Genomic DNA, 22,600 nt, shown 5'->3' on the forward strand with positions numbered 1-22,600 from the left:
GCCTGATTCAACGTCAAGAACAAGGTGTCGAAGGTTTGGGTTCAGCAGGGCGGGGAGTCCACTATCATGAGTCCCACATAGTAATGACGGTTTGAATTGCCTTTCGGGGTTTTTGTGATGTGTCTGATCCGGGTACTGAGTTTTACGGCCGGGTCTGATTTGTCCCTGGGGCAGTACTTTATCTCCAGGACGTCCCCCAGGTGGAGGTGGTTCATTATCTCAGAGTTCTCCTGGACCAGAACACACAAGCCCGCTTCCGAGCGGTCCCTGAGTTTAAACTGATAGCTGTAGGGCAGGTCCGTGATGAAAAGTTCAACGCTGTGAAATTTGTCAAGGTATTGGCGCGGGGCGTATCTCTTATCTGTTTGGTTTCCACGGTTTGCGTGTTCGGTCATCAAAATTTGGCTGAGAAGCACCAACTCCTTTGGCTCTGGTTTATGGCAAGGGCAGACAAATATCCCTTTGATTTGGTATATAAAAAACAGTGCGGTGTCAATGCAAAAGAACAGGGCTTTTTCTTTTCCACCCATTGTGGTAAAAGGCAGATCAAACAATGGTTAATCCCAGGGAGGAACAATGGAAAGAGCGGATGAACGTCTGGAGCGGTTGAGCCGGCTTTACGCCCTCTATGACCGGTTCATGGGCCCCAAAGAATTTTTCTGTCACAGGGGTTGTTCTACCTGCTGCACCTGCAATGTAACCCTCACAACCCTTGAAGTCGATTATATCCGGTGCCACCTGGGGCCGGAAGGGACAGAGGCCATTGTGGAGCGGGTCAGAAATAATTTTTCCAGAAAACGGTTCCAGCCGAAAATAACCCTGAACGGTTTTGCCAGGGCCTGTATGGCGGGCCGTCAGGTCCCGGACGAGGAAAATGATCCCCGATGGGGTACTTGCCCTTTATTGTTGGACCAGGTGTGCACCATCTATCCAGTAAGGCCCTTTGGATGCAGAATCCTTGTTTCCACGGACGACTGTTCCCATACCGGGGTGGCCACCCTTTCTGAATTTACCCTTACCGTCAACAATGTTTTCATGCAGTACATTGAACATATGGATTGCTGCGGTGTGTATGGAAATCTTTCCGACATGTTTCTTGCGTTGTCCGGAGACGAGACGGAGGGCCTTTCTGTCACCATCAAGAACCAGGAGGCAAAGGGGTTCATGGTACCCCCTGAGCACAGGCAAAGAATTCGTCCCTTGCTCGAGGAGATGACACGGATTTAGACCTGGAGGAGTGCAGGTCCTGCTTAAAATGTGACAGGACTTTTGATGTCGGCAAATATTGCCTAGTGCCTTATTTTTACAGCCTTTTTCGGGGGGGCGATCTTGATCAGGCCCGGCATGACCCTGTTTCTACCGCTCAACTTTGACTTATAGAGCATTTCGTCTGCATCCTTGACCAGCCTTGAACTGTCCGCATGTGGATGAAGTTCAGCAATGCCGAAGCTTGCTGTCACTTTTATATTTCCGCTGTCTGTTTTGATCTCTTTTGATTGGATTTTCAGCCTGAGTCTGTCGGCAAGTTCAATGGCTTTGTGCTTTGCTGTTTCCGGCAGGATTGCAATAAATTCCTCTCCGCCATAGCGGGCAAGGGTGTCGCCCCGCCTTATGTTGTCAGCTACCAGGCGGGAAATCTCTTTTAATACCTCGTCTCCAGCGGGGTGGCCATGGGTATCGTTGACTCTCTTGAAGTGGTCAATATCAAACATGAAGATACTCAGGGGTTTTTTGTGGCGGGTTGCATCACTGACGCTTCGCTGGATCTGGTTTTGAAATTCGCGTCTATTGTAACATCCTGTAAGAGGATCAAGGCTTGCGGCATCGGTGAGCCTTGCAATGTTCATCTGGCGTGAGATGGCAATGCCTGTACTTTTGAGGATGATATTGACGATCTCGTCGTGGTAGTTGAGCAGGGTTTGATTGGGAAGCATGTAGATCTTCGCCCGGCAGTTCTCCTCGATCAAATCATAGGAGGTAAGATTTTTGAGGCTGCATTCTGACTCCTTATCGTCCGGGTGAAACGTATGGTTCAGGTAATTGATGTTTGAGTTGTCAGTGATGTCAAAATCGTTGATGATCACTGATTCAAGGGACTTCTTGTACATTCTGGGGTCGAGCCATACGTCAATTCCCCTGTCTGTTCTAATAACAAAGGCAAACAGCCTGTAGTTCAAGATGTCTTTGAAGCACAGGGATACTTCAGATATGATTTCTCTGGGATTTTGTTTTTGGTTCAAGGTCACAATATACTGGGTTAAACGCCTGTGGTCGGATTGTCTGCCCGCTGCACTGAAAAGCGTTGAAAAAACCGCTGAAACCTTGTTGGAAAGCCTGTTTAGAGAACCTTTCATCTTAAATCCTTTCAAAGAGAGTGAACATTGAAAGGATAAGAAGGCAATAACAATGCCAAAGGGGTTTTAATTTTGTTTATATCAATTAAATCAGTTTGTTATCGTTTGTCGGGTGTGTCTATGGGCCGGGTAGACTGGGTAAAAGTTGCCGGACCCGTGACAGGTTTATGACGCTGCTATAAATTGCCCTTAAGTCCAATGGCCTCGGCAACCGCCTGCATGCCAAGGATGGTCTCTGAGATCAGTTCGCCCCTGTCCATCTGGAGCATTTCAGCACCCTTTTGGATTACTGACCTGTCAACGCCTGCGGCAAAGCTTTTGTCCTTCCATTTTTTAGTGACTGATTTGGCCTTGAGGTCAAGAACGCTTCTTGACGGTCTCACAAGGCAGGTGCTTGTAATAAGCCCCGTCAATTCATCAACGGCATAGAGGGTCTTTTCAAGTAGGGATTCAGGTTTTACATCCGAGCACAACCCCCAGCCATGGCTCTCAATCGCCCTGATATATGCTTCCGGCCAGTTGCGGGCCATGAGAATCTCCCTTGTTTTTTTGCAGTGCTGGTCCGGGTAGCGTTCGTAATCAAGATCGTGAACCAAGCCAATGATCTGCCATTTTTCCCTGTCTTTGCCGAATTTGTCTGCAAAATGGCCCATGACGCCTTCCACGGCAAGTCCATGGCGAATGAGGCTGTCGGATGTGTTGAATTCCTTTAAAAGATCAAAGGCCTCTTTCCTTGTCGGCAGTGCTGTTTCCATTGAAACTCCTTGAGTTTTTAACTGGTTTGTGCAATTAGAATTCCATATCGATAATTGGCACCTGTGTCAAATTTATTTGTATAAAAATCTACAATGATGTGTATAGAACGACGGAACGGGGTTGGAAGAGATCCTGGCGAATCGTTGATATGGGACAAGCAATAAAGGACGAGCAGAACAATGGATATAATAAAGACAACAGGGCAGATGCAGCAGTGGTCTGAACGGGTTCGTAAGCAGGGCAAAACCATCTGTCTGGTTCCCACCATGGGATATTTTCACGATGGACATTTAAGTCTGATGGATGCGGGTAGAACCCAGGCGGACCACCTTGTGGTCAGCCTTTTTGTCAACCCGATTCAGTTTGGTGCCAACGAGGATCTTGATGCCTATCCAACGGATCATGACAGGGATTTTAAACTGGCCGAGTTAAAGGGGGCTGCCGTTGTCTTTGCCCCTGGACCTGAAGAACTTTATCCCCCGGGCTTTCAGACCGCTGTGACCCTCAGCCAACTTCCCCTGCACCTTTGCGGCCTCAGTCGGCCGGTTCATTTCCAGGGGGTTGCAACCGTCGTTACCAAACTCTTTAACATCGTTGGACCGGATGTTGCCGTTTTTGGGTCCAAGGATTTTCAGCAACTCCAGGTGATTCGTCGGCTGGTCAAGGATCTTAACTTTAATATCAGGATCATGGGGTGTCCCATTGTAAGGGAGGCTGACGGCCTTGCCATGAGTTCAAGAAATCTTTATCTTTCCGCGGATGAACGAAATTCTGCCCTGAGTCTTTCTTGTTCCCTTGCCCTTGCAGCGGAGATGGTACAGGCTGGTGAAACCCGATGTCGACCCATAATTGCAGCGGTTGAAAAATTTATACTGGGCCATCAGGGGACCCAGGTTGATTATGTCTGCCTGTGTGATCCTTTGACCCTTGAGGCGGTAGATACCATTACATCGCCTGTACTTCTGGCTCTGGCCGTTCAGGTTGGCACCACACGGCTGATTGACAATCAGGTTATTGATCCAGAACAATAACCACCTGGCACTTGCGCATGAAAAGATGCCGCTCGGCTGTTCGTTCAATGGTGACGGCATCTGATCTGGATATGACGATGGTGTGGTTCGTTTCGCCCCCTTTTCTCAGGCCGCGAATGACAAGGGGGTTGGAACCCGTTCGTCGGCTGTTCATTACAGGGTCAAGAGTGCAGGAAAACCGGCACACACCTGCCTGAACCGCATATTCCCTGCTGATGAACCTGGCACTGTAAATTTCCTCTCCCTGTTCACTGACAACGGAAGGGGTGATTGTCGGTTTGAAATCTATTCCCCTGGCATCCAGGATCAGGCCCGTGTAGGGTTCGTGCCTGACCCTGGCCCCACGATGATACTTATCCTTCTGGGGGATGATTTTCAGGCCAATGATCTCCTGAATGTCTTCGGGCAGTACGAGCTGGAGAAATCCGCCAAAAATCGTGGTTTCAATGGTCACGGCCATGGCCCGGTCCGAGGTGTAGTGCTGGTGAGTCAATGTGGCATCCATGGCCTGCTTTTCAATGCCTGCAATGATTGGATCACCGGGCAAGAAATTGTCCCTGTCTGACGTATCAAAGGCGATTTCCATGAGTATATGAATCAGGTTCTGCCGGGCATCAAGGGTTGCCTGTATGAGGATGGCGTCCGGAGAATCGTTCAAGGGATTTTCAGAGGGAGCAGCCTTGCCCGTTGCTTGAACTGTGCCCGTGGTCCAGTTGATACTGCCGTTTTTATGGACCGTTATGCAGTCGTTTTCCTCAATTGCCCAGACCGCTGCCGAGAGAGTAAAAATAAAGAGCATGAGAAAAAACGATGTTCTAGCATAGTGTGTATGTGTCATGGGTATGGGTGTCCATGTGGTTAAAAACGTGGTCAAGGGCCGTTGAAAGATCCGGACATTGGGGCATGGTTGAGGCTATTTTTTCGATATAATGCCTGTCTTTTACCCTATCAATAGTTGGTGTAAAATTGAGGTCAAAGACCCAGGAGATCTGCATCAACTTGAAATCGTTGAGCTGCTTAACTGCCGCGCTTCTTACAAAGCGTCTCTGGAACAGGGCCTGGAACGCCTCAGGTGAGTATCCGCCCCTGTCTTCAAGTCCGAGTTCGATGAATTTATCGGTCTTTTTTCCATGGTTCAGGTAGTGGTCTATGACTACCTGCCAGATGTCGAGCTTGTCCGCATCCCTTATTAACCCCATGAAAAAAAGAGTCCTTTTATCCCTGTCCCCGGGAAGGTCGGCTGCATTGTGGAACCTTACGGCATCAATGATGAGTTCCCTTTCTTCAGGCGTGAGGGGATCAAGGAGTCTCAGGGCTTCAATAACCTCAACACCCAGGGCCGCATGGTTTGCTGATACAGCGTCAAGAAAGGTGTTGTAGCGTTTGAACTGCTCGAATCGCCCAATGTCGTGGAGCAGGGCAATGGCCTGGGCAAGGATAAGATCGGGTCCGGACAGTCCGAGTGCCTCGCCAATGTCGACGATCTCCCTGCATACCCTCAGGGTGTGGTTTCGTTTGAGAACATGGGGGCCATCATCCACACCCGGATCGATAAAGGTGGCTGCATAGTCGGAAAATTGCTGTTTAAGGGTGTCAAGGGCTTGGGTTTTCATCTGTCACCTAATGCTGGGGTTGATCGTGGATAAAGGTGGTTTCAATAAAAAGGGCAACGGCTTCGGCATCGTTGATGTCAAAGGTCGGCACAGGGGGCCTGAGGCTTGCGTCGGTGATAAAGGCCACAAGGTTGGGATCTTCTATGAAAAGAGGGTTCTCATGGCCGCCAGCCGTTCTGAAGATCTCTATTTTCGGGATTCGTTCGTGTTTGAACCCCTCCACAATGATAAGATCCATGTCTGAAAGATAGTGAACGACATCCTTGAGGGAGGGGGCTTCTATGTCCTTGACAAGGGCAATGGCCTTGTCGGACACCACCAGGGTGGAAGCGGCCCCGGCCTTTTTATGGCGCCAGGAGTCCTTGCCTGTTTTGTCCATGTCAAACCCCCTGTGGGCATGTTTGACAACGCCTATTTTGTGGCCTCGGCTTTTGAGTATGGGGATTATTTTTTCAAGCAGGGTGGTCTTGCCTGATCTTGATTTTCCTACGATTGCAATTGTTAGGGGTCTCATTCTGGGTTCCTGTTTATATTTAATCTTTACTAATAGTTTTCATGGGCGATAAAGTCAAGACACAACACCATGGCATGGTGATTTACGTTCAAGTATGATATGCAGGCTAAACAACAATAGGATTTTTATAAATGGATATGAAGAGAAAAACAAACATTGTTCTTATCGGCATGCCAGCCGCGGGTAAAAGCACCATTGGGGTCCTTCTGGCAAAAAAGTTGGGGCTTTCATTCATGGACACCGACCTTGTGATCCAGGCTCGGGAGAAAAAACTTTTGCCTGAAATTATTGCACAGAGGGGCATTGACCGCTTTCTGGAGCTGGAAGAGCGCTGCCTTTGCTCGCTTGGGGTGACTGACTCAGTCATTGCAACGGGGGGCAGTGCAGTCTATTCGGGCCAGGCCATGGCGGCCCTTGGAGGAACCGGTGTCCTTGTTTACCTTGAAACTGGGCTTGATGCATTGGAAACACGCCTTTCCTCCCTGGATTCAAGGGGTGTGGTTCGATCCAGGGGTCAGAGCGTTGCCGATCTCTACCGTGAAAGAATACCGCTTTATCAAAAATATGCCGACGTCACTGTCCCCTGCGGTTCCATGACGCCGGATCAGGTGCTGTCTACCCTGATGAACATCAAACAAATTGTCAAAGGTTAAGGAGGAGGAGAATGGGTGATCTGCTTTCAACAAAAGAGGTGGCAAAATTTCTCAATGTCAACGAGAAAATGGTGTACACCCTGATATCGGACAAGGGGCTTCCTGCCACCAAGGTGACGGGCAAGTGGCTGTTCCCCCTGGATCTTGTGAAGCAGTGGATCGAAGCCGGCACGGTGAATTATCCTGAACCCGCTACAAAGCTTCCTCCCTATCATGGTCTGGTGCTGATTGCCGGCAGCAATGATTTGCTCCTTGACAGGACTATCTCAACCTTTAACACCCGGTTTCCCGATCACATGGCCATGTTCGGATTTACAGGCAGCATGGGTGGCCTTCGGGCCCTTCGCCAGAATCTTTGCCACATTGCATCCAGCCATTTGATCTCAGGCGAAGGGGACGAGTATAACTTCCCCTACATCCTCAAGGAGATGGAGCGTATGCCTGCGGTGGTCAACTTCTGCATGCGCGAGCAGGGGATACTCGTGGGCAAGAACAACCCCCTTGACATCAAATCGGTTGAAGACCTGGCAAACAGTAAGGTTACCGTGGTGAACCGCATCCTTGGTACAGGCACCCGAACGCTTTTTGACCGGGAGTTGAAAAAGGCCGGGATCAAGCCCGAGGCAATCAAAGGGTATGACAATGTCCTTGCCAAGCATATGGATATCGGCCTTGCCATCCTTGAGGGAATCGCAGATGCCGGGCCGGGGATCCGGCCCGTGGCCAACCGGCTCGGTCTTGGGTTTATCCCCATCTGCTGGGAGCGGTTTGATCTTTTGATTACCAAGGAGCGGTTTTTTGACCAGGGGGTTCAGCTTTTTCTAGGTACTCTGAAAGAGCCGTTTTTCAAGGATTCCGCAGCAAACCTCGGGGGCTATGACCTTTCCATGTCCGGCCGTATGGTTTATTCTGAATAAATCTTTGGCACCCTTGCCGTGAGGGATGAAATCACCTCATAGTTGATGGTGCCGATGGTCTCAGCCATTTCATCGGCCGTGATACGTTGATTCGCCTGGGTGCCGAGGATAACCACCTCGTCCCCGGGCTTGACTCCGGGAATCTCTCCCACGTCAATGAGGGTTTGATCCATACAGACCCTTCCGGCGATGGGGGCTTTTCTACCCCGAACAATCATCTCTCCCCTGGACGAGAAAAGCCTGGAAAACCCGTCAGCATAACCGATGGGAACGGCTGCGATGACGGTCTCTTTTTCGGTTTCATAGGTCATGCCGTAGCTCACCTTGAACGATTTGGGAACTTTTTTAACCGAGGTGATAATGCTGTGGATCTCCATGGCAGGCCTGAGGTCCAGGGATCGGATGTCGACCTCTCCAGACGGGGCAAGCCCGTACATGGCGATTCCGGCCCTGACCATGTTGAAGTGGGCCTCTGGAAGATCGATGAGGGCGGCGCTGTTTGCAGAGTGTACCAGCGGGATTTCGATGCCCAGGTGTTTCAACCCTTCAATGAAGGCCATGAAGGTCTGGTGCTGGTACTCTGCATAGCCCTTGTCCAGGGTGTCTGCCGCAGCAAAGTGAGTGTAAATGCCCTCTATTTTAAGGCCGGGAAGGGCTGAGATGGTTAAAACTTCAGCAAGGGCACCTTTTTTTTCTGAAGATGGTCTTCTTGAATCGGGTAAAATTCCGAGTCTGCCCATGCCCGTGTCCACCTTGAGGTGAATTTTGATGTGGGTCCCTTTGGCCACTGCTCGTTCAGAGAGCATACAGGCTGTTTCAAGGTCAAACACCGTGGGGCTGACTTCAAGGGCAATGAGTGTGTCCACATCGCTTTCCGGGATATACCCAAATACAAGGATGGGGGCGTTGATGCCAGCGTTCCTGAGTTCAAGGGCCTCATGGAGCCTGGCAACACCCAGGTGGGTGACTCCGCTTTCAAGGGCTTTTTTCGCCACCCTTACAGCGCCGTGGCCATAGGCATCGGCCTTGACAACGGCCATAACGGCAGTGTGCGCCTTTGTCAGCGCCCTGAGGGTTTTTAGATTGTGGGCAATGGCATCAAGGTCAATCTGCCGCCATACCAGGCTGGCTGGGGGGTTTTCTGTCTTCATCTTTTTCTCTCAGTGTCGTATGGAACAATTGTTTACCCAGGGGGAGACCGTGGCTTTAAGGGCGAGCATTTCTTCGTTGGAGAAAAATCGGTCTTCCGGTTCAAAGAAAGAGGGGTTGAGCATGGCCACATTCCTTGAGCAGGGCTGGAGGAAATAGTGTTTGGCCCCCTTGATCATGGCGCCGATATCCTCCATTTTTTGCTGGTCTATCAGCGGTTTCACGCAGGTGGTCCTGAATTCATAGGCCGGGGCCTGGGCCATGATGATTTTGATGGCTGCTGAAACGGTTTTTACGTCAAACCGTCTGCCTGCGGCAAGGTAATACCCATCAAGGTTGCTCTTGATGTCCATGGCGATATAATCCACAAGCCCCTTTTCTAAAAGGCTTTTTATGATTTCAGGACGGCTGCCGTTGGTGTCAAGCTTTACACGGAAGCCAAGCGCCTTGATATCTCTGATAAATTGTGCAAGATCAGGCTGGAGGGTTGGTTCTCCGCCGGTGATCACAACACCATCAATGAGCCCCTGGCGCTTGTTAAGAAAGGCAAAAATTTCCTCTTTGCCAATGGGTTTAATTTCCCTGGACTTTGCCTGGTCGACAAGGTCTGGGTTGTGGCAATAGGGGCAGACAAAGTTGCAGCCGGTCGTAAATACCACCGACGCAACAAGGCCTGGAAAGTCTATCATGGAATTTTTCTGGAAACCGCCGATTTTCATGGACTAGGCTACCTTAAAGTTTTTGCGCATGCAAAATTCGGTCTGCTTACCGTTGTTCCACTGCTTGACGGGTCTGAGATAGCCGACAACCCGTGAGTATACTTCGGTTTCATCCCCGCATTGTTCACAGGTTGGATGTTCGCCTGAAATATAGCCATGGGAGGGGCAGACGCTGAAGGTAGGGGTGAGGGTGAAGTAGGGCAGGCGGTAGTTGCCCGAGACTTTTTTGACCATGGCTTTGACCACTTCGATGTCAGTCACCTCTTCACCCAGAAAAAGGTGGAGAACAGTTCCGCCGGTGTAGCGGGTCTGGAGTTCATCCTGAAGGTCCAAGGCTTCAAAAAGGTCGTCGGTGAAATTCACGGGCAGCTGGGTTGAGTTAGTGTAAAAGGGGTCTTTGCCCTGGCTGAACTCGTCCTCATTGGCGCAGATGATGTCCGGAAACATCTGTTTGTCCTTCATGGCAAACCGGTAGGTGGTTCCCTCGGCAGGGGTAGCTTCAAGATTGAAGATCTCCCCTGTTTCTGCCTGGAGTTCTTCGATGCGTGTCCTGATATGGTCCATTACCCGGATGGAAAAGGCCTGACCCTGTTTTGTGGCGATTCCCTGGCCCAGGAAGTTGATGCACGCTTCGTTCATGCCAAGGATGCCGATGGTGGAGAAATGGTTCTGCCAGTAACAGCCCGCGTTCTCCTTGATTTTTCTAAGGTAGAACTTGGAGTAGGGGTAGAGGTTGCCCTCTGTGAACCGTTCGAGCACCTTGCGTTTGATGGTCAGGGACTGGCCTGCAATTGAGATCAGGCGATCAATTCGGGTGAAAAAGTCGGTTTCCGTTTCTGCAATAAACCCGATCCGGGGCAGGTTCAGGGTGACAACGCCGATGGAGCCGGTCAGGGGGTTTGCCCCGAATAGTCCGCCTCCCCGTTTTTTGAGCTCACGGTTGTCCAGCCTCAGGCGGCAGCACATGGAGCGGGCATCGTCTGGACTCATGTCTGAGTTGACAAAGTTTGAAAAGTAGGGAATGCCATATTTTCCGGTCATTTTCCAGACATTCTCAAGGTTGGGGTTGTTCCAGTTGAAATCTTCAGTGATGTTGTAGGTGGGAATGGGAAAGGTAAAGACCCTGCCCTTGGCATCCCCATCCATCATCACCTCGGCAAAGGCGTTGTTGATGGTGTCCATCTCATCCTGGTACTCGGCATAGGTGGTTTCCTGGTATTTACCGCCGATGATAACCGGTGAATCCTTGAGAATCCCCGGCACCACAAGATCCATGGTGATGTTCGTAAACGGGGTCTGAAAACCCACCCGGGTGGGAATGTTGATGTTGAATACAAACTCCTGGAGGGCCTGCCTTACTTCTTTATAGCCAAGTTTGTCTGCCCGTACAAAGGGGGCCAGCAGGGTGTCGAAGTTGCTCATGGCCTGGGCCCCTGCTGCCTCGCCCTGGAGGGTGTAGAAGAAATTGACCATCTGGCCCAGGGCTGTCCTGAAATGTTTGGGGGGTGAGCTTTCCACCTTGCCGGCAACGCCCTTGAAGCCTTCCATGAGCAGATCCTGGAGATCCCAGCCCACGCAGTAGACCGATAAAAGGCTCAGGTCATGGATGTGGAGGTCACCGTTGTTGTGGGAATCCCTCACCTCGGGCGGATAGATTCGGTTGAGCCAGTATTCGGAAGTGATGTCCGATGAGATAAAGTTGTTCAGGCCCTGGAGGGAGTAACTCATGTTTGAATTTTCTTTGACCTTCCAGTCCATCCGTTGGATGTAGGAATCCATCAGCCCCACATTTTCTTCGATGGTGATTCTCCGGATCTGGTTGCGCTGCTCCCGGTAGATGATGTAGGCCTTGGCCGTCTTATAAAAGGGAGAATCCAAGAGGATTCGTTCCACGATGTCCTGGATCTCTTCAACTTCGGGGCATTTTCCCAGACGGAGATTCCTTGCAAGGGTTATCACTTTGAGGGTGAGCTTTTTTGCCTCTCTTTCATCAAATTCACCAGTTGCCTTTCCTGCCTTTGCAATGGCGTCAACGATTTTTGATGAATCAAATTGCGCAACCCTTCCGTCCCGTTTATTTATTGTTTCAAACATGAATAGCCCCTTGAAATTGGTATGTTTTTGTACTATTAAATATCGTATATTTTATGGGAAATGAAAAATGTCGTCCCCTTTAGGATTCCGGGACTTTACCCAATATAGGGGAGTGTGTCAAGTGATTAGTTCAATATATTGTGTCCTGGGCTGGAAAGTACCGGCAGTTGGGGCGGAGAAAATAAAGAGGGGTTGCCTGTGAAGCTTGACCAGAATTCCGTCTACAGAAGCGTCATCACCCCCTGGTATGATTCCAACGCCGCCTGTCGTGGAATGCTCGTTTTCCTGGGACTGGTTATCCTCTTTGCCGGGGTCGGCATCTGGGTTGCGTTGACGAACAGCGACTATGAAGCCTATGTCTGGTTTCCCGTCACCCTTGCAAGCCTGGCAGCATTTGTTATGGTTAAGACAGGTTTCCGGCTTGTTCATCGAAATAGAGAGGATTCACCGTTTTTCTGACGATCTCTATGAAGTGGTGGATGATCTTTGCCGTCACCCCCCATATAACAACATCTTCAAACGGATAGGTCAGCTCTTCTATGCCGGGCAATCTTTTGCAGAACCCCTTTTCCATGTGCACGGAAAAAAGGTGGGCAAGGGGAATGTGAAACACCCGCTGGATCTCGGCACGATCAAACGAGATCTCCTGCTCCTGGTCCCATAGTCCCACAAACGCCTCAATGTCCCTGTTGTTGATGGTTTGGAAATGTCCCAGGGAGCCAATGGTTGACACATGGCCCCTTGAGATTCCCATCTCTTCTTTGAGTTCCCTGAGGGCCGTCTCTTTTCTGCTTGTATCTCCGGGGTCCCAGTGACCGCCTGGAAGGGCCATTTGATTGCGCCAGGGATACCCCTTGTTGTCGGCCTTCTGGATGAAAATAAGATTAGGGGCCGCTTCAAACGCCATCAGGGCCATGACGCTGGCGGGTTTGAAGCCCTCGTTCCTGGGACATGGGGGATGTTCAGATTCCATGACTGCCCTTGAAAGGGCTTCAATGCAGAGAGTCTGGTCAGAATATGTCAACATGTTTCCGCCTGTGTGCAATCCAGGATTGTTAAAAGAAGAACCTCTCTTTAATAACACATTTTTATCCAAGGGGTAAACTTGATTTGTATTTATCTCCTCCGTTCTAATCGTGGCTGCATCTCTAAGTGGCAGCCGGAAACGGGTGTTACCCTTCTCTCATTCTCGCAGCCCGTCCGTGGGCTGCTCCGAGGAAAATGGCAACTCCTTGGGCGTCCATGCCCACCGTTGCCATTTAACCCGTTCAGGGCAACACCCGTTCTCGCCTACCTACTGTTTTCGAGTTTCATGCTTCGTTGTGTCCGAGAGCCCATACCCCGCTCCGGCCATGCCGGTTATAAGAAACTCCTGTCGAAACATCATTGTGAAAATTTCGATTTTCGAGCCCCCTTTGGTTTCCCTGACCGGAACATTGTAAACCAAAGGGGGTAGGATTTTTGCCCTTCCAGGCGTTAAGAAGCGCAGGCTGTTTGAGGACTTTAGCCCGCAGTTCCTGCGCTTTAGTCTGGAAGGGCAAAAATCCCCCCGACGTTTACCGTTCCGGTCAGGGTAACCCGAGGGGGCGGCATGGTACTATTTTTGTTGTTCGTTGGCCGTTATGAAATAAGTGGTTGCTGCCTGGGATGTGGCCATAATTATTGGCTGACCGAAAAACCGTGTCTGGGTGAAAGGTTGTTCATGTGCAAGGGGCAAAAGCCGATTCAGCCGCCGGCAATCAGCGGCAGCGTCTGGATGATCGAGTGGTCCGGTATCCGGGTGGCTGAAAAGTTGGGGCTTGAAACAATGCGGCTGTTGAGTCTGACCGCTGCACAAAATTCGGTGTGTTCCATGTCCTCAAGCATATCGGCAACGCTCATCCCGTCGAACCACTCGATCTTTTTGTCATCCACTGTGATCAACTGTTGATTCCGTTGGTGGCAAGCAGGGCAACCACTTCAGGGAAGTCGATTCCCAGCCGCTTCACCGTGGCAAGGGTCGGAATGCCATTTTGGGTCCAGCCCCGGCGCTCATACACGGCGTCGATGAGTTTTTCGTAGTTCGCCTCCCGTTTCTGCCTCAGGACGGCCATCTTTTCTTCCACGGTCATGGCAGATATGTCAATGTTGTGGTTTTCCACAAGATCCTTATCATACCGTTCGCTCCTGGATTCATACTCGTCCCGGGTGACCGGTCCCATGGATCGGTAGGGCAGGCTGTCGTGTTCCCTGGTGCCGTAACCCATCTTAAGGTTGAAAATTCGCTGGAAGTTGTATACGCCTTCACTCATGGAAATGAGGTCCTCGGGGGTTGAGTGTCTGCCCGTGACGGCCGTGAAGAAATCGGCGTACCACCCCACATGCTTGACTACTTTGGCCGGTTCCTTTGTGCTCTTGTTGTCCTCTGGTACAATGTCGTTCCAGGGCAGTTTGCACAGTCCGCAAAGACCAAACCAGGTGCGGAACATGGGAAACCAGTGCAGGGCCTCGGCCTTGTTCTCAAAGGTGGGCATGAAGTTGTGCACCATGTCAAGGAAGATGAGCCAGGCCTCGTCGTGCTGGGGGCCCTTTAAGGCAAGGCCGTACCCGCCCTGCTGGGCCAGGGATTCTTTGGTCATGTATTCGGAAAACTCGAGTCCCTTGGATTCCATGCCGATGTCCTGCATGATGGCCATGTCAGCGCCAAAGTCCCGTGCAAAGATCGTCTTCATCCGGCGGATGCCCTGGCCCAGAATCATGCCGAACCCTTCTCCCCTGGCCATCTGGTGGATCAGTTCAAGGGCATTGACCCGGTTGCCAAAACTTAAATCCATGCCCCCGGTGTGGGTTTCATTGATCAGCCCCATTTCAAAGCACTCCATGACAAAGGCAATGCCTGTTCCGATGGAGATGGTGTCAAGGCCGTAGGTGTCACAGTAAAAGTTCACCTCCAGGATGAAAAAAGGATCAAAAATACCAAGGTTTGATCCACACCCTGCAATGGTTTCATACTCAGGGCCGTCCACAAAGACCTTTTTCCCTCTGTAGGGTCCGGTAAAGGGGGTGAAATCCTTGACCCCGTGGGCACAAGCCACGGTACAGCCCCGCCAGCAGCCGTCAAACCCCTTGTCAAAGATGTGTTCGTACACCTCTTCACCTATGTTTTTTCCCTCTGGATGGAATCCGTACCTGAAGTTTCTTACGGGCAGGCAATCGTGGTCGTTCATGATGGGTACAAGGTGGGTGGTACCCACCAGGGCCATGCGGTTTTGCTTGGGATCAAGGGTGGCAATCTCCCGGGCGTGGAGTTTGGTCACCTTTTTCAAGGCCTCCTTGTCTGCGGGGCGGTTGCTGGACAGCGAAATGGTGCCCCACCGGGCCACCACGGCCTTGACTTTTTTGTCGGCAAGTACCGTTCCAATGCCACCCCTGCCGGCCTGTTTGTATCTCACCCGTTTCCGTTTGGCGTCAAACCAGGTGAAGTTAAGGCAGCCCAGCAGGCTGTGCTTTGCCGCCGTTCCAGTGGATACGACGGAGATGTTAACCGGTTTATCCGGATCAAAGTAGTTGGTCAGGGCCTCGGACAGTGCATAGGAGTCGTCGGTGAGTCCCTGGACTTCAAAGATCTTAATTTTTTCTTCAATGCCGTCAATCAGGATAATGGTTTCACAATCGGCCTTGCCCGTGATTTCAATGACATCAAAGCCTGAAAACTTCTTGTAGGGTCCAAAGTAGCCGCCCACGTTGGAATCCATGGGGGCACCGGTCGTCGGTGAGATGGTGGTGACAATACTTTTTCCCCCGCCCGGGTATCCGGGGGTGCCTCCAAGGGGGCCTGAGGCGATGCAGATGGCATTTTCCGGGTCGTTCCATTTGGTAGTGCCTGTTACGGCATTCCACATGAGCCACAGGTCGTAGCCCTTGCCGCCGATGAAGGTCTGTTTTGTCTTTGCGTCAATGTCGTTGATGGCAATGGTGCTGTCCGACATATTGATATGAAGGGATTTGTCCGTATAGCCACAGACAACGTCGGCTCTTTTATAGGAAATCGCTGCGATCTCTTTCAGGGTAAAGGGGTTCATATTTTCTCCTTAAATGTCATTGCAGTCCTTCTGTACCGCCAAATTCACGATACAGGGAAAATTCATCCAGTACAAGGGCGTCATTGTCCGTTAATTCGTCCGTGATAAGCCTTGCCATGATTTCACCCATGCCCGGACCGAGCATGAATCCCTGTCCGCACATGCCTGTGACATGGGCAAGGCCTTCGATTTCCTGGTTCCACCCGGCAAGGGGGGATCCGTCCGGGGTCATGGGATACAGCCCCCGCCAAACCCGTCGCACCCGGATGTTTTTGAGCCTTGGCATGAGTTCCACCATTCGCTTTGCCACCTGGGGAAGGAACACGGATGTCTCCCTTGTGTCCGTGCCCAGGATGGACGGGTCCGGGGTGATGCAGAAAACGATCTGGCCGTGACGGCTCTGGTAAAAATAGTAGTTTTTAGAGCCGGGTGCGGGTCGCAAATCTACAACCATGGCCTCGAAAAATGAAGCCACAGGTTCGGTGATGGCCCCTTCGTGGCAGTCGGGGAATACGGGGATGTCAACCCCGGCAAATTTGCCAAGATCCCTTGAAAAAGGGCCTGCTGCATCGATCACCACCGGAGCCGAATAGGTTGCACTGTCCGTTGTGACACCTGTGACCTTTGCGTTGTCCGTTGTAATGCCGGTTACCTGTTCCTTGAAGTGAAAATCCACCTTCTTTGTTCCAAGGGCATGGCGGTAAAAGGCGTTGTTGGCAAGCAGGGGTGAGGCAGAACCGTCGTCTGGGGAAAAGGTGCCACCCATGAGGCCCTGCCTTGTGATCCCTGGAACGATCTCCACGATTTTGTCAGCATCCACATAGTCAATTTTGAGGCCGTACTGCTTCTGGACGGGCAGAAATCCCTTGAGGATCGCCTCTTCTTTGTCTCTGTAGACCGGGAAAAGATAACCGCCCCGGAGCCATTCAATGTCATCTCCATGGGTTTCCTGCCAGGTGGAAAGAATTTTTAATGATCGCATACCGACGATGATTTTTCCCGGATCTGAGTGGGTTGCACGGATGCCGCCGATGGCGTGCTTGTTCTGTCCCTGACCTGGGGAAGGATGACTGTCGATCACAAGGGTTTTTACCCCTTTTTGCCCAAGGGCAAGGGCCGTGGGAACTCCTGCTGAGCCTGCACCCACCACAATTGCATCATAGGCCTTAGTCATCATTACCTCCTTTTACCCCGGCAAAGGTGCCCAGGGGAACCTCCACAAAAAGGGGCCGGTCAATTCTGTCCGTGGTCTGTTTGAGATCCACACCCTCGTCCCTGAAAATCCCCCACACCATGGGCCTGCAGGTTTTTGAACCGCAGGCCCCCATGCCGGTCCGGTTGATTGCCTTGAGTTCATTCATGTCCCTTACTCCGTTTCGGATGGCCGATCGGATCTCACCCGCCGTTACCCGCTCGCACCGGCATATGACGGCATCGTCCGGAATGCCGGTGGTATCCGGCACCTCTTCGGGCAGAATCACCTTTTCCTGAACAACAATTCCCACGGCTCGTTTGGCTGTTTCTTTGTCGAGTTTCACCTGGACCAGCAGGGTGCCGGGAAACTCTTTTTTGCTCAGCACCCGTTGCACATCCACCCGGGCCAGGGGGGCTCCATTAACATCTGTGACGGTGACGGTATTTCCCTTTTTGACAAGGTCCCTTGATATCTCATAGGGCAGGGTGACCAGGGGTTGTTCCGGGTCTTTTCGATAGTCCACCAGGGTTGCGGCAAGTCCAGGGCAGACGGCAACACAGTTCATGCACCCCTTGCAGAGGGAGGGGTCCGTAAGGGTTGGAAGGCCCGTGATGAGATTATTTTCCGTTTGAATGATGTTCTCGCTGCACACCGAGGTGCAGGGATTGCAGGGAATTTCCTGGGTGCAGTGAAAAATGGGCAGCACCCCAGTTTCAATGGTCGGAACAGGCCGTTCAATGGCTTTTCCAGGCCTTGATTTTAGAATCTGAGCCTTTTTGATCCACTCGTCTGGAATCTCCTGGTCAAATTTTCCAAGGGATTGTGCGATTTTTACCCCCTGGATTTTTCCGGTGAACATGGCAGCAGATGCCTCTGCAATCTCTTCAGCGTCTCCTGCGGCAAACACGTCCATGCCCCAGGCTTTGGCCTTTAAAAAGAACTCGTCGACCTTGGCAAGTCCTACGGCAACCAGCACCGTGTCAACCTTAAAGGTCTTTTCCGTTCCCGGAACCGGTTTCCATCGTTCGTCGCGTTCGGCAATGGTGACGGTTTCCACCCGGTCCCTTCCATTGGCTGATACCACCGTGTGGGTGGTGTAGATGGGAACCCCCAGGCGAATGAGCTTGTCTGCATGGACCTTGTATCCGCCCACCTGGTCAAGTCCTTCAATCACGGCAACCACCTCAATGCCTGCCTGGATGGCGTGGTAGCCTGCAATGATGCCCACATTGCCACCGCCGATGATGAGAACCCGGTCTGCTGCCTTGATAAGGTCCCGGTTTACAAGGGTCTGGAAAGCGCCTGCACCATAAACACCGGGCAGAGTGTTACCGGGAAACGCCAGCATTCTTTCCCTTGCGCCGGTGGCCACCAGCATTTTTTGGGGCTTGATTTTGATATAATGATTTTTCTGGACAGCCCCCACAATGCCGTCGGAAAAAACCCCCACCGCTGTCGTTTCAAGCCTCGTTTCAACCGTGGGGAACTCCTTGAGTTTTTGTTCAAGGATATGGCCGATTTCAAATCCCCGGGTGCCGGCCCACGAGTCTTCGACGGATCCAAAGAATTTGTGGGTCTGGAGAACCAGCTTTCCCCCAAGCCTATCCTTGTCGTCAATGATCAGGGTTTCGATCCCAAGTCGGCCAAGTTCGATGGCGGCAGAGAGCCCTGCAGGACCGCCGCCGATGATCAGCACCTCAACGGTCAGGTCCTCGATATCTTCAAAGTCCTGGGGGCTGTCATCCCCGGGAAGTTCGGGAAGCCCTTCCACGCTTTTGACGTCCATGCCCTGTTCAAGGGGGGTCATGCACGATTTTACCGGGAATCCGTCGACAATGACAAGGCACTGGGAGCACTGTCCGTTGGCGCAGTACATGCCCTGGGGGCTCTTGTCCTTGTGATGATGACCAAAAGTATTGATATCATTGGCAAACAGGGCTGACGAAATCATCTCTCCCTGTTTGCCTGTGAGTGGTCTGCCGTTCCACTGGAACGACACCTCCTGTGCCTGGGGAATATCCAGAACAGGATGGCTGGTGATTCTTCGTTGTGTCATTGTTCTACCTGCCGGTTGTTGTTAGATGAAAGTCAATGGTTCGACCTTTTATAAAATACGCCTTTATAAAGGGGAGTTGCCTCCCCGGTTGTTCGTCAATCATCTGTTATGACTTATCTTTTTTTGCCCAGGTAAGCTTCCTGGATCTTTTCAGAAGCCAGAAGTTCTTCGGATGTGCCGCTCAGAACCAGGTTGCCCACCTCAAGCACATAGGCCCGGTTGGCAAGTTTGAGGGCTGCCTTGGCGTTCTGTTCCACCAGGAGCACGGTCACACCGGTCTGGCTGATTTCCCTGATGGTTTTGAAAATTGCCTTGACCAGAATGGGTGCAAGTCCCAGGCTTGGTTCATCCAGGAGCAGCATTTCAGGTTTTGACATCAAGGCCCTGGCAATGGCCAGCATCTGCTGCTCTCCCCCGGACAGCGTGCCGGCAAGCTGCCGTTTTCTTTCGGCAAGTCTGGGAAAAAGGTCATAGACCCAGGCAAGGATCTTTTTATCTGTTTTTTTCTGGGTGTAACTGCCCAGGATGAGGTTCTCTTCCACGGTGAGGATACCGAATATCCTCCGGCCTTCGGGGGAATGGCTGATGCCCATGGAGACAATGTCATGGGCCGGGGTTCGGGTGATGTCACCCCCCTTAAACAGGATTGATCCGGATGTGGGGTCATGGAGGCGGCTGATGGTTCTGAGGGTGGTGGTTTTTCCCGCACCATTGGCACCCAGGATGGTTACGATTTCCCCTTTTCTAACCTTCAGGGAGATTCCTTTGATGGCGGCAATGCTGCCGTAGGAGACCCTGAGGTCTTTTACTTCAAACATGATATCATTCATCGTCGTCATCCTCGCTGCCAAGGTAGGCTTCAATTACCAGGGGATTGGACTGTATCTCATCGGGAATGCCTTCGGCAATGGGGCTACCAAAGTTTATTACGGTAATATAGTCGGTCAGTGTCATGACAAGGTCCATGTTGTGCTCGATCAAAAGGATGGTGACTCCCTGGTCTCTGATTGTATAAATGGTGTCCACAAGTTCCATGGTTTCGCTGTCGTTGAGCCCGGCTGCGGGTTCGTCAAGGATGAGAAGTTCGGGTTCGCTTGCAAGGGCCCTTGCCATCTCAACCTTTCTCTGGATGCCGTAGGCAAGGTTTCCCACGGATTCTGCGGCAAGGTTGTCGATTTTGAAAAATTCGAGAACCTCTTTGACCTTGAGCCAGTTGGTCCGCTCGTCCTTTAGTGAACCTGGGGTGTGGCAGATGCCGTGCCAGAAACGCTGGGTGCTCCTGAAGTGGCGTCCTGACATGACATTTTCAGCCACGCTCATTTCGGAAAAGAGCCGAATGGTCTGGAAAGTTCTTACAATTCCCATGGCTGCAACCCTGTGGGGTGGCGCACCGGTGATCTTTTTTCCCTGCCAGAAGACATCTCCTTCTTCAGGGGGATGGATGCCGGTGATGCAGTTGAATGCCGTTGTTTTGCCCGCCCCGTTGGGCCCGATGATGCCGTAGATCTGATTTCTTTGGACCGTAAGGTTGAGGTTGTCCACTGCAGTGAGGCCCCCGAACCGTTTGGTCATATTTTTTAATTCAAGAAGCGCCATTTCTCATCCTCGTTTGAAGTATTCAGGTATCTTGCCAAACCGGGCCGGAAATATTCCTTCGGGTCTCAGGATCATTGCAAATATCATGGCAAAGCCAAAGATAAAGTATCTCCAGGTGGCAAAATCCCGGAAAATCTCGGGAAGGACAAACATCACAAAGGTTCCCATGAGAATCCCTGGCAGCGAGGAGCCACCCACAAGGACGATGGAAAAAAAGAGAACCGACTGCATGAAGTTGAACGCCTCCGGGCTTACGGCCGAGTACTGGATGGCCAGGAGCACTCCCGCAAGGCCTGCAATGCCGGCGCCCAGTCCAAAGGCAAACAGTTTGTATCCCCTGGTGTTGATGCCGATGCTGTTGGCGGCAAGTTCGTCCAGCCGCAGGTAGTGCAGGGCCCGGCCAGCCTTGCTTCGGTCAAGGTTTGCCATGATGAAAAAGGTGAGGATCAGCACCCCCACTCCCAGGTAGTAGATGGCCGTGGGAGAAGCCAGGTCCATGCCGAGAAAAGAGGGGGTGTCCAGACCGAAGATGCCGTTGGGTCCACCGGTGATACCGAAGATGTTGTTTTCCACAAGCTGGAGAAAGACGATGTTGAATCCAATGGTGGCCACCAGCAGGTAGTCGCCCCTGAGGTGGATGATGGGTCCGGCAAGCACTATGCCGCATAGGGCAGGAATGATAATGGCAAGGGGAATCGAGTAGAGGATGGGGATGCCGAAACTTTTGTTTGCAATGGCCGCGGTGTAGGCCCCGATGCCGAAGAACAGGGCATGGCCCATGTTGAACATTCCTCCTTTGCCAAGGATGATGTCTTCACTCAAGCCCACCACTGAAAAGATCAGAAAGGTGGATCCGATTGCCAGCCACTTGGAGTCGGCAAGGGCGGGAAAGAGCAGCATGGCAATAATGAAAATCACGTATCCAATGGTTTTGCTGTTAAATTTCATCATACCTTCTCCGCTACGCGTTCACCCATGATACCCGTGGGTTTCACAACAAGGATGGCGATCAAAAGGGTAAAAGTAAAGGCATCTGCCCAGGTGCTTGACACGTAGCCTGCAATAAAGGCCTTGAAGATGCCGAGCAGCATGCCGCCGACCATGGCACCGGGGATGTTGCCGATGCCGCCGATAATGGCAGCAACAAAGGCGTAAAGTCCGTAGTTCCATCCCATGTTAAAGTTGATACCCCGGTAGTAGAGTCCGATGAACAGGCCGCCCACGGCTCCGAGGAAGGTGCCGATCACAAAGATGAGGGTGATGATGCCGTTGACATCTATTCCCATGAGCCTTGAGGCGTCATGGTCAATGGAGGTGGCTCGGATGGCCGCTCCTACCCTTGTCTTGTCGATGAAGAAAATGAGGCCGACCATGATCAGGAGAGAAATCACCAGAATTACCACCTGGATAAAGCTGATATAGACGCCGCCGATGTTCCAGGTGATTGCCGGCAGGATGTCTGCCGGAAAAAACCGCATTCTGGGCCCCCAGATGAGCATGATGCCGTTCTGGATTACCAGGCTGGCGCCCAGGGCAGATACAACCGCGGACAGGCGCGGTGCCTTTCTAAGGGGACGATAGGCCACCCGTTCAAGAACGATGCCCGCCATTGCGATGATGGTACCGGTTACGGCAAAGATGATGATGACGGCCAGGATGGAGTTTGTGGTTTTGCCAAGGAACTGGTCGTACACGGTCAGCCCCACAAAGGATGCCATGGCCACAAGATCGCCGTGGGCAAAGTTGATCAGTTTCATGATGCCGTACACCATGGTGTATCCCAGGGCCACCAGGGCAAAGATGGAGCCAATGGTTAGACCATTGACCAGCTGTTGAAAAAAAATGTCCATATTATTGACCCCTATGAATCGATCCGGATGATTGGCCAGGGT

At 51.7% G+C, this 22,600-nt stretch carries 22 protein-coding genes and 1 pseudogene; 5 read left to right on the forward strand and 18 right to left on the reverse strand.

The annotated features are described in order from the left end of the window. Positions 1 to 41: 41 nt before the first annotated feature. On the reverse strand, positions 42 to 416 hold the full coding sequence (locus HRM2_RS02335) for a hypothetical protein (protein ID WP_148214544.1): 375 nt from the start codon (positions 414 to 416) through the stop codon (positions 42 to 44). 160 nt (positions 417 to 576) lie between these two features. Here HRM2_RS02335 and HRM2_RS02340 point away from each other — a divergent pair, with 160 nt between their 5' ends. Then, positions 577 to 1,227 (forward strand): hypothetical protein, encoded by a 651-nt coding sequence (locus tag HRM2_RS02340; RefSeq protein ID WP_012662837.1) that lies wholly within the window; start codon positions 577 to 579, stop codon positions 1,225 to 1,227. Between the two features lie 62 nt (positions 1,228 to 1,289). Here HRM2_RS02340 and HRM2_RS02345 read toward each other — a convergent pair whose 3' ends face one another. After that, positions 1,290 to 2,354, reverse strand: a complete 1,065-nt coding sequence (locus HRM2_RS02345) for a GGDEF domain-containing protein (protein WP_012662838.1) — start codon at positions 2,352 to 2,354, stop codon at positions 1,290 to 1,292. Positions 2,355 to 2,530: 176 nt separating this feature from the next. Further along, positions 2,531 to 3,109 carry an HD domain-containing protein gene (locus tag HRM2_RS02350; RefSeq protein WP_012662839.1) on the reverse strand — a complete coding sequence of 193 codons (579 nt, stop codon included), beginning with the start codon at positions 3,107 to 3,109 and terminating at the stop codon, positions 2,531 to 2,533. 180 nt (positions 3,110 to 3,289) lie between these two features. Here HRM2_RS02350 and panC point away from each other — a divergent pair, with 180 nt between their 5' ends. After that, complete coding sequence (gene panC, locus HRM2_RS02355) at positions 3,290 to 4,141, forward strand: pantoate--beta-alanine ligase (RefSeq protein ID WP_012662840.1); 852 nt, start codon at positions 3,290 to 3,292, stop codon at positions 4,139 to 4,141. On the opposite strand, the gene HRM2_RS02360 is transcribed toward panC, so the two are convergent. From HRM2_RS02360 to mobB, 3 genes are read right to left on the reverse strand one after another with little or no spacing between them, the layout of a single operon-like run. Further along, complete coding sequence (locus HRM2_RS02360; RefSeq protein WP_012662841.1) at positions 4,122 to 4,979, reverse strand: hypothetical protein; 858 nt, start codon at positions 4,977 to 4,979, stop codon at positions 4,122 to 4,124. The genes panC and HRM2_RS02360 overlap by 20 nt on opposite strands. Then, positions 4,957 to 5,754, reverse strand: coding sequence for an HD domain-containing protein (locus HRM2_RS02365; protein ID WP_012662842.1), 798 nt, complete (start codon positions 5,752 to 5,754; stop codon positions 4,957 to 4,959). The genes HRM2_RS02360 and HRM2_RS02365 overlap by 23 nt, the downstream gene beginning before the upstream one ends. 7 nt (positions 5,755 to 5,761) lie before the next feature. Continuing rightward, positions 5,762 to 6,268, reverse strand: a complete 507-nt coding sequence (mobB, locus tag HRM2_RS02370; RefSeq protein WP_012662843.1) for a molybdopterin-guanine dinucleotide biosynthesis protein B — start codon at positions 6,266 to 6,268, stop codon at positions 5,762 to 5,764. A 137-nt stretch (positions 6,269 to 6,405) separates the two neighbouring features. Between mobB and HRM2_RS02375 the strand changes: the two genes are divergently transcribed. Together HRM2_RS02375 and HRM2_RS02380 are read left to right on the forward strand one after the other, a co-directional pair. Then, the gene (locus tag HRM2_RS02375; RefSeq protein WP_148214545.1) at positions 6,406 to 6,921 is read left to right on the forward strand and encodes a shikimate kinase; all 516 of its coding nucleotides are present in this window, start codon (positions 6,406 to 6,408) and stop codon (positions 6,919 to 6,921) included. An 11-nt stretch (positions 6,922 to 6,932) separates the two neighbouring features. Further along, positions 6,933 to 7,838: a helix-turn-helix transcriptional regulator gene (locus HRM2_RS02380; RefSeq protein WP_012662845.1), complete on the forward strand. Its 906-nt coding sequence runs from the start codon at positions 6,933 to 6,935 to the stop codon at positions 7,836 to 7,838. Here HRM2_RS02380 and alr read toward each other — a convergent pair. The 3 genes from alr to HRM2_RS02395 are packed head-to-tail and all read right to left on the reverse strand — an operon-like array spanning position 7,826 to position 11,800. Next, the gene (gene alr, locus HRM2_RS02385) at positions 7,826 to 8,989 is read right to left on the reverse strand and encodes an alanine racemase (RefSeq protein WP_012662846.1); all 1,164 of its coding nucleotides are present in this window, start codon (positions 8,987 to 8,989) and stop codon (positions 7,826 to 7,828) included. The two genes, HRM2_RS02380 and alr, sit on opposite strands and share 13 nt — an antisense overlap. A 9-nt stretch (positions 8,990 to 8,998) precedes the next feature. Beyond that, a complete protein-coding gene (locus HRM2_RS02390; protein WP_012662847.1) occupies positions 8,999 to 9,706 on the reverse strand; it encodes an anaerobic ribonucleoside-triphosphate reductase activating protein in 708 nt (235 codons plus the stop codon). 3 nt (positions 9,707 to 9,709) lie between these two features. Then, complete coding sequence (locus HRM2_RS02395) at positions 9,710 to 11,800, reverse strand: ribonucleoside triphosphate reductase (protein ID WP_012662848.1); 2,091 nt, start codon at positions 11,798 to 11,800, stop codon at positions 9,710 to 9,712. A gap of 198 nt (positions 11,801 to 11,998) precedes the next feature. Here HRM2_RS02395 and HRM2_RS02400 point away from each other — a divergent pair, with 198 nt between their 5' ends. Then, complete coding sequence (locus tag HRM2_RS02400; RefSeq protein WP_148214546.1) at positions 11,999 to 12,259, forward strand: hypothetical protein; 261 nt, start codon at positions 11,999 to 12,001, stop codon at positions 12,257 to 12,259. Here HRM2_RS02400 and HRM2_RS02405 read toward each other — a convergent pair. The 9 genes and pseudogenes from HRM2_RS02405 to HRM2_RS02445 all read right to left on the reverse strand — a co-directional run bounded on the left by HRM2_RS02405 (position 12,204) and on the right by HRM2_RS02445 (position 22,558). After that, positions 12,204 to 12,827 (reverse strand): NUDIX hydrolase, encoded by a 624-nt coding sequence (locus tag HRM2_RS02405; protein ID WP_148214547.1) that lies wholly within the window; start codon positions 12,825 to 12,827, stop codon positions 12,204 to 12,206. The genes HRM2_RS02400 and HRM2_RS02405 overlap by 56 nt on opposite strands. A 698-nt stretch (positions 12,828 to 13,525) precedes the next feature. Beyond that, positions 13,526 to 13,714 carry a ubiquitin family protein gene (locus tag HRM2_RS02410; RefSeq protein ID WP_232364272.1) on the reverse strand — a complete coding sequence of 63 codons (189 nt, stop codon included), beginning with the start codon at positions 13,712 to 13,714 and terminating at the stop codon, positions 13,526 to 13,528. A 5-nt stretch (positions 13,715 to 13,719) separates the two neighbouring features. After that, positions 13,720 to 15,861, reverse strand: a complete 2,142-nt coding sequence (locus tag HRM2_RS02415; RefSeq protein WP_012662851.1) for an aldehyde ferredoxin oxidoreductase family protein — start codon at positions 15,859 to 15,861, stop codon at positions 13,720 to 13,722. A 16-nt stretch (positions 15,862 to 15,877) separates the two neighbouring features. Further along, positions 15,878 to 17,038, reverse strand: coding sequence for an NAD(P)/FAD-dependent oxidoreductase (locus HRM2_RS02420; protein WP_202944682.1), 1,161 nt, complete (start codon positions 17,036 to 17,038; stop codon positions 15,878 to 15,880). Continuing rightward, positions 17,028 to 19,112, reverse strand: a complete 2,085-nt coding sequence (locus tag HRM2_RS02425; protein WP_012662853.1) for an FAD-dependent oxidoreductase — start codon at positions 19,110 to 19,112, stop codon at positions 17,028 to 17,030. The genes HRM2_RS02420 and HRM2_RS02425 overlap by 11 nt, the downstream gene beginning before the upstream one ends. A 338-nt stretch (positions 19,113 to 19,450) precedes the next feature. After that, positions 19,451 to 19,951, reverse strand: a pseudogene (locus HRM2_RS02430) (ABC transporter ATP-binding protein); the annotation flags it as partial. Then, positions 19,935 to 20,708: an ABC transporter ATP-binding protein gene (locus tag HRM2_RS02435; RefSeq protein WP_012662855.1), complete on the reverse strand. Its 774-nt coding sequence runs from the start codon at positions 20,706 to 20,708 to the stop codon at positions 19,935 to 19,937. The gene HRM2_RS02435 and the pseudogene HRM2_RS02430, both read right to left, overlap by 17 nt. A 3-nt stretch (positions 20,709 to 20,711) precedes the next feature. After that, positions 20,712 to 21,659, reverse strand: a complete 948-nt coding sequence (locus tag HRM2_RS02440; protein ID WP_012662856.1) for a branched-chain amino acid ABC transporter permease — start codon at positions 21,657 to 21,659, stop codon at positions 20,712 to 20,714. Further along, positions 21,656 to 22,558 (reverse strand): branched-chain amino acid ABC transporter permease, encoded by a 903-nt coding sequence (locus HRM2_RS02445; protein ID WP_012662857.1) that lies wholly within the window; start codon positions 22,556 to 22,558, stop codon positions 21,656 to 21,658. The genes HRM2_RS02440 and HRM2_RS02445 overlap by 4 nt, the downstream gene beginning before the upstream one ends. Between the last annotated feature and the right edge of the window lie 42 nt (positions 22,559 to 22,600).

Source organism: Desulforapulum autotrophicum HRM2, assembly GCF_000020365.1.
Taxonomy (GTDB): domain Bacteria; phylum Desulfobacterota; class Desulfobacteria; order Desulfobacterales; family Desulfobacteraceae; genus Desulforapulum; species Desulforapulum autotrophicum.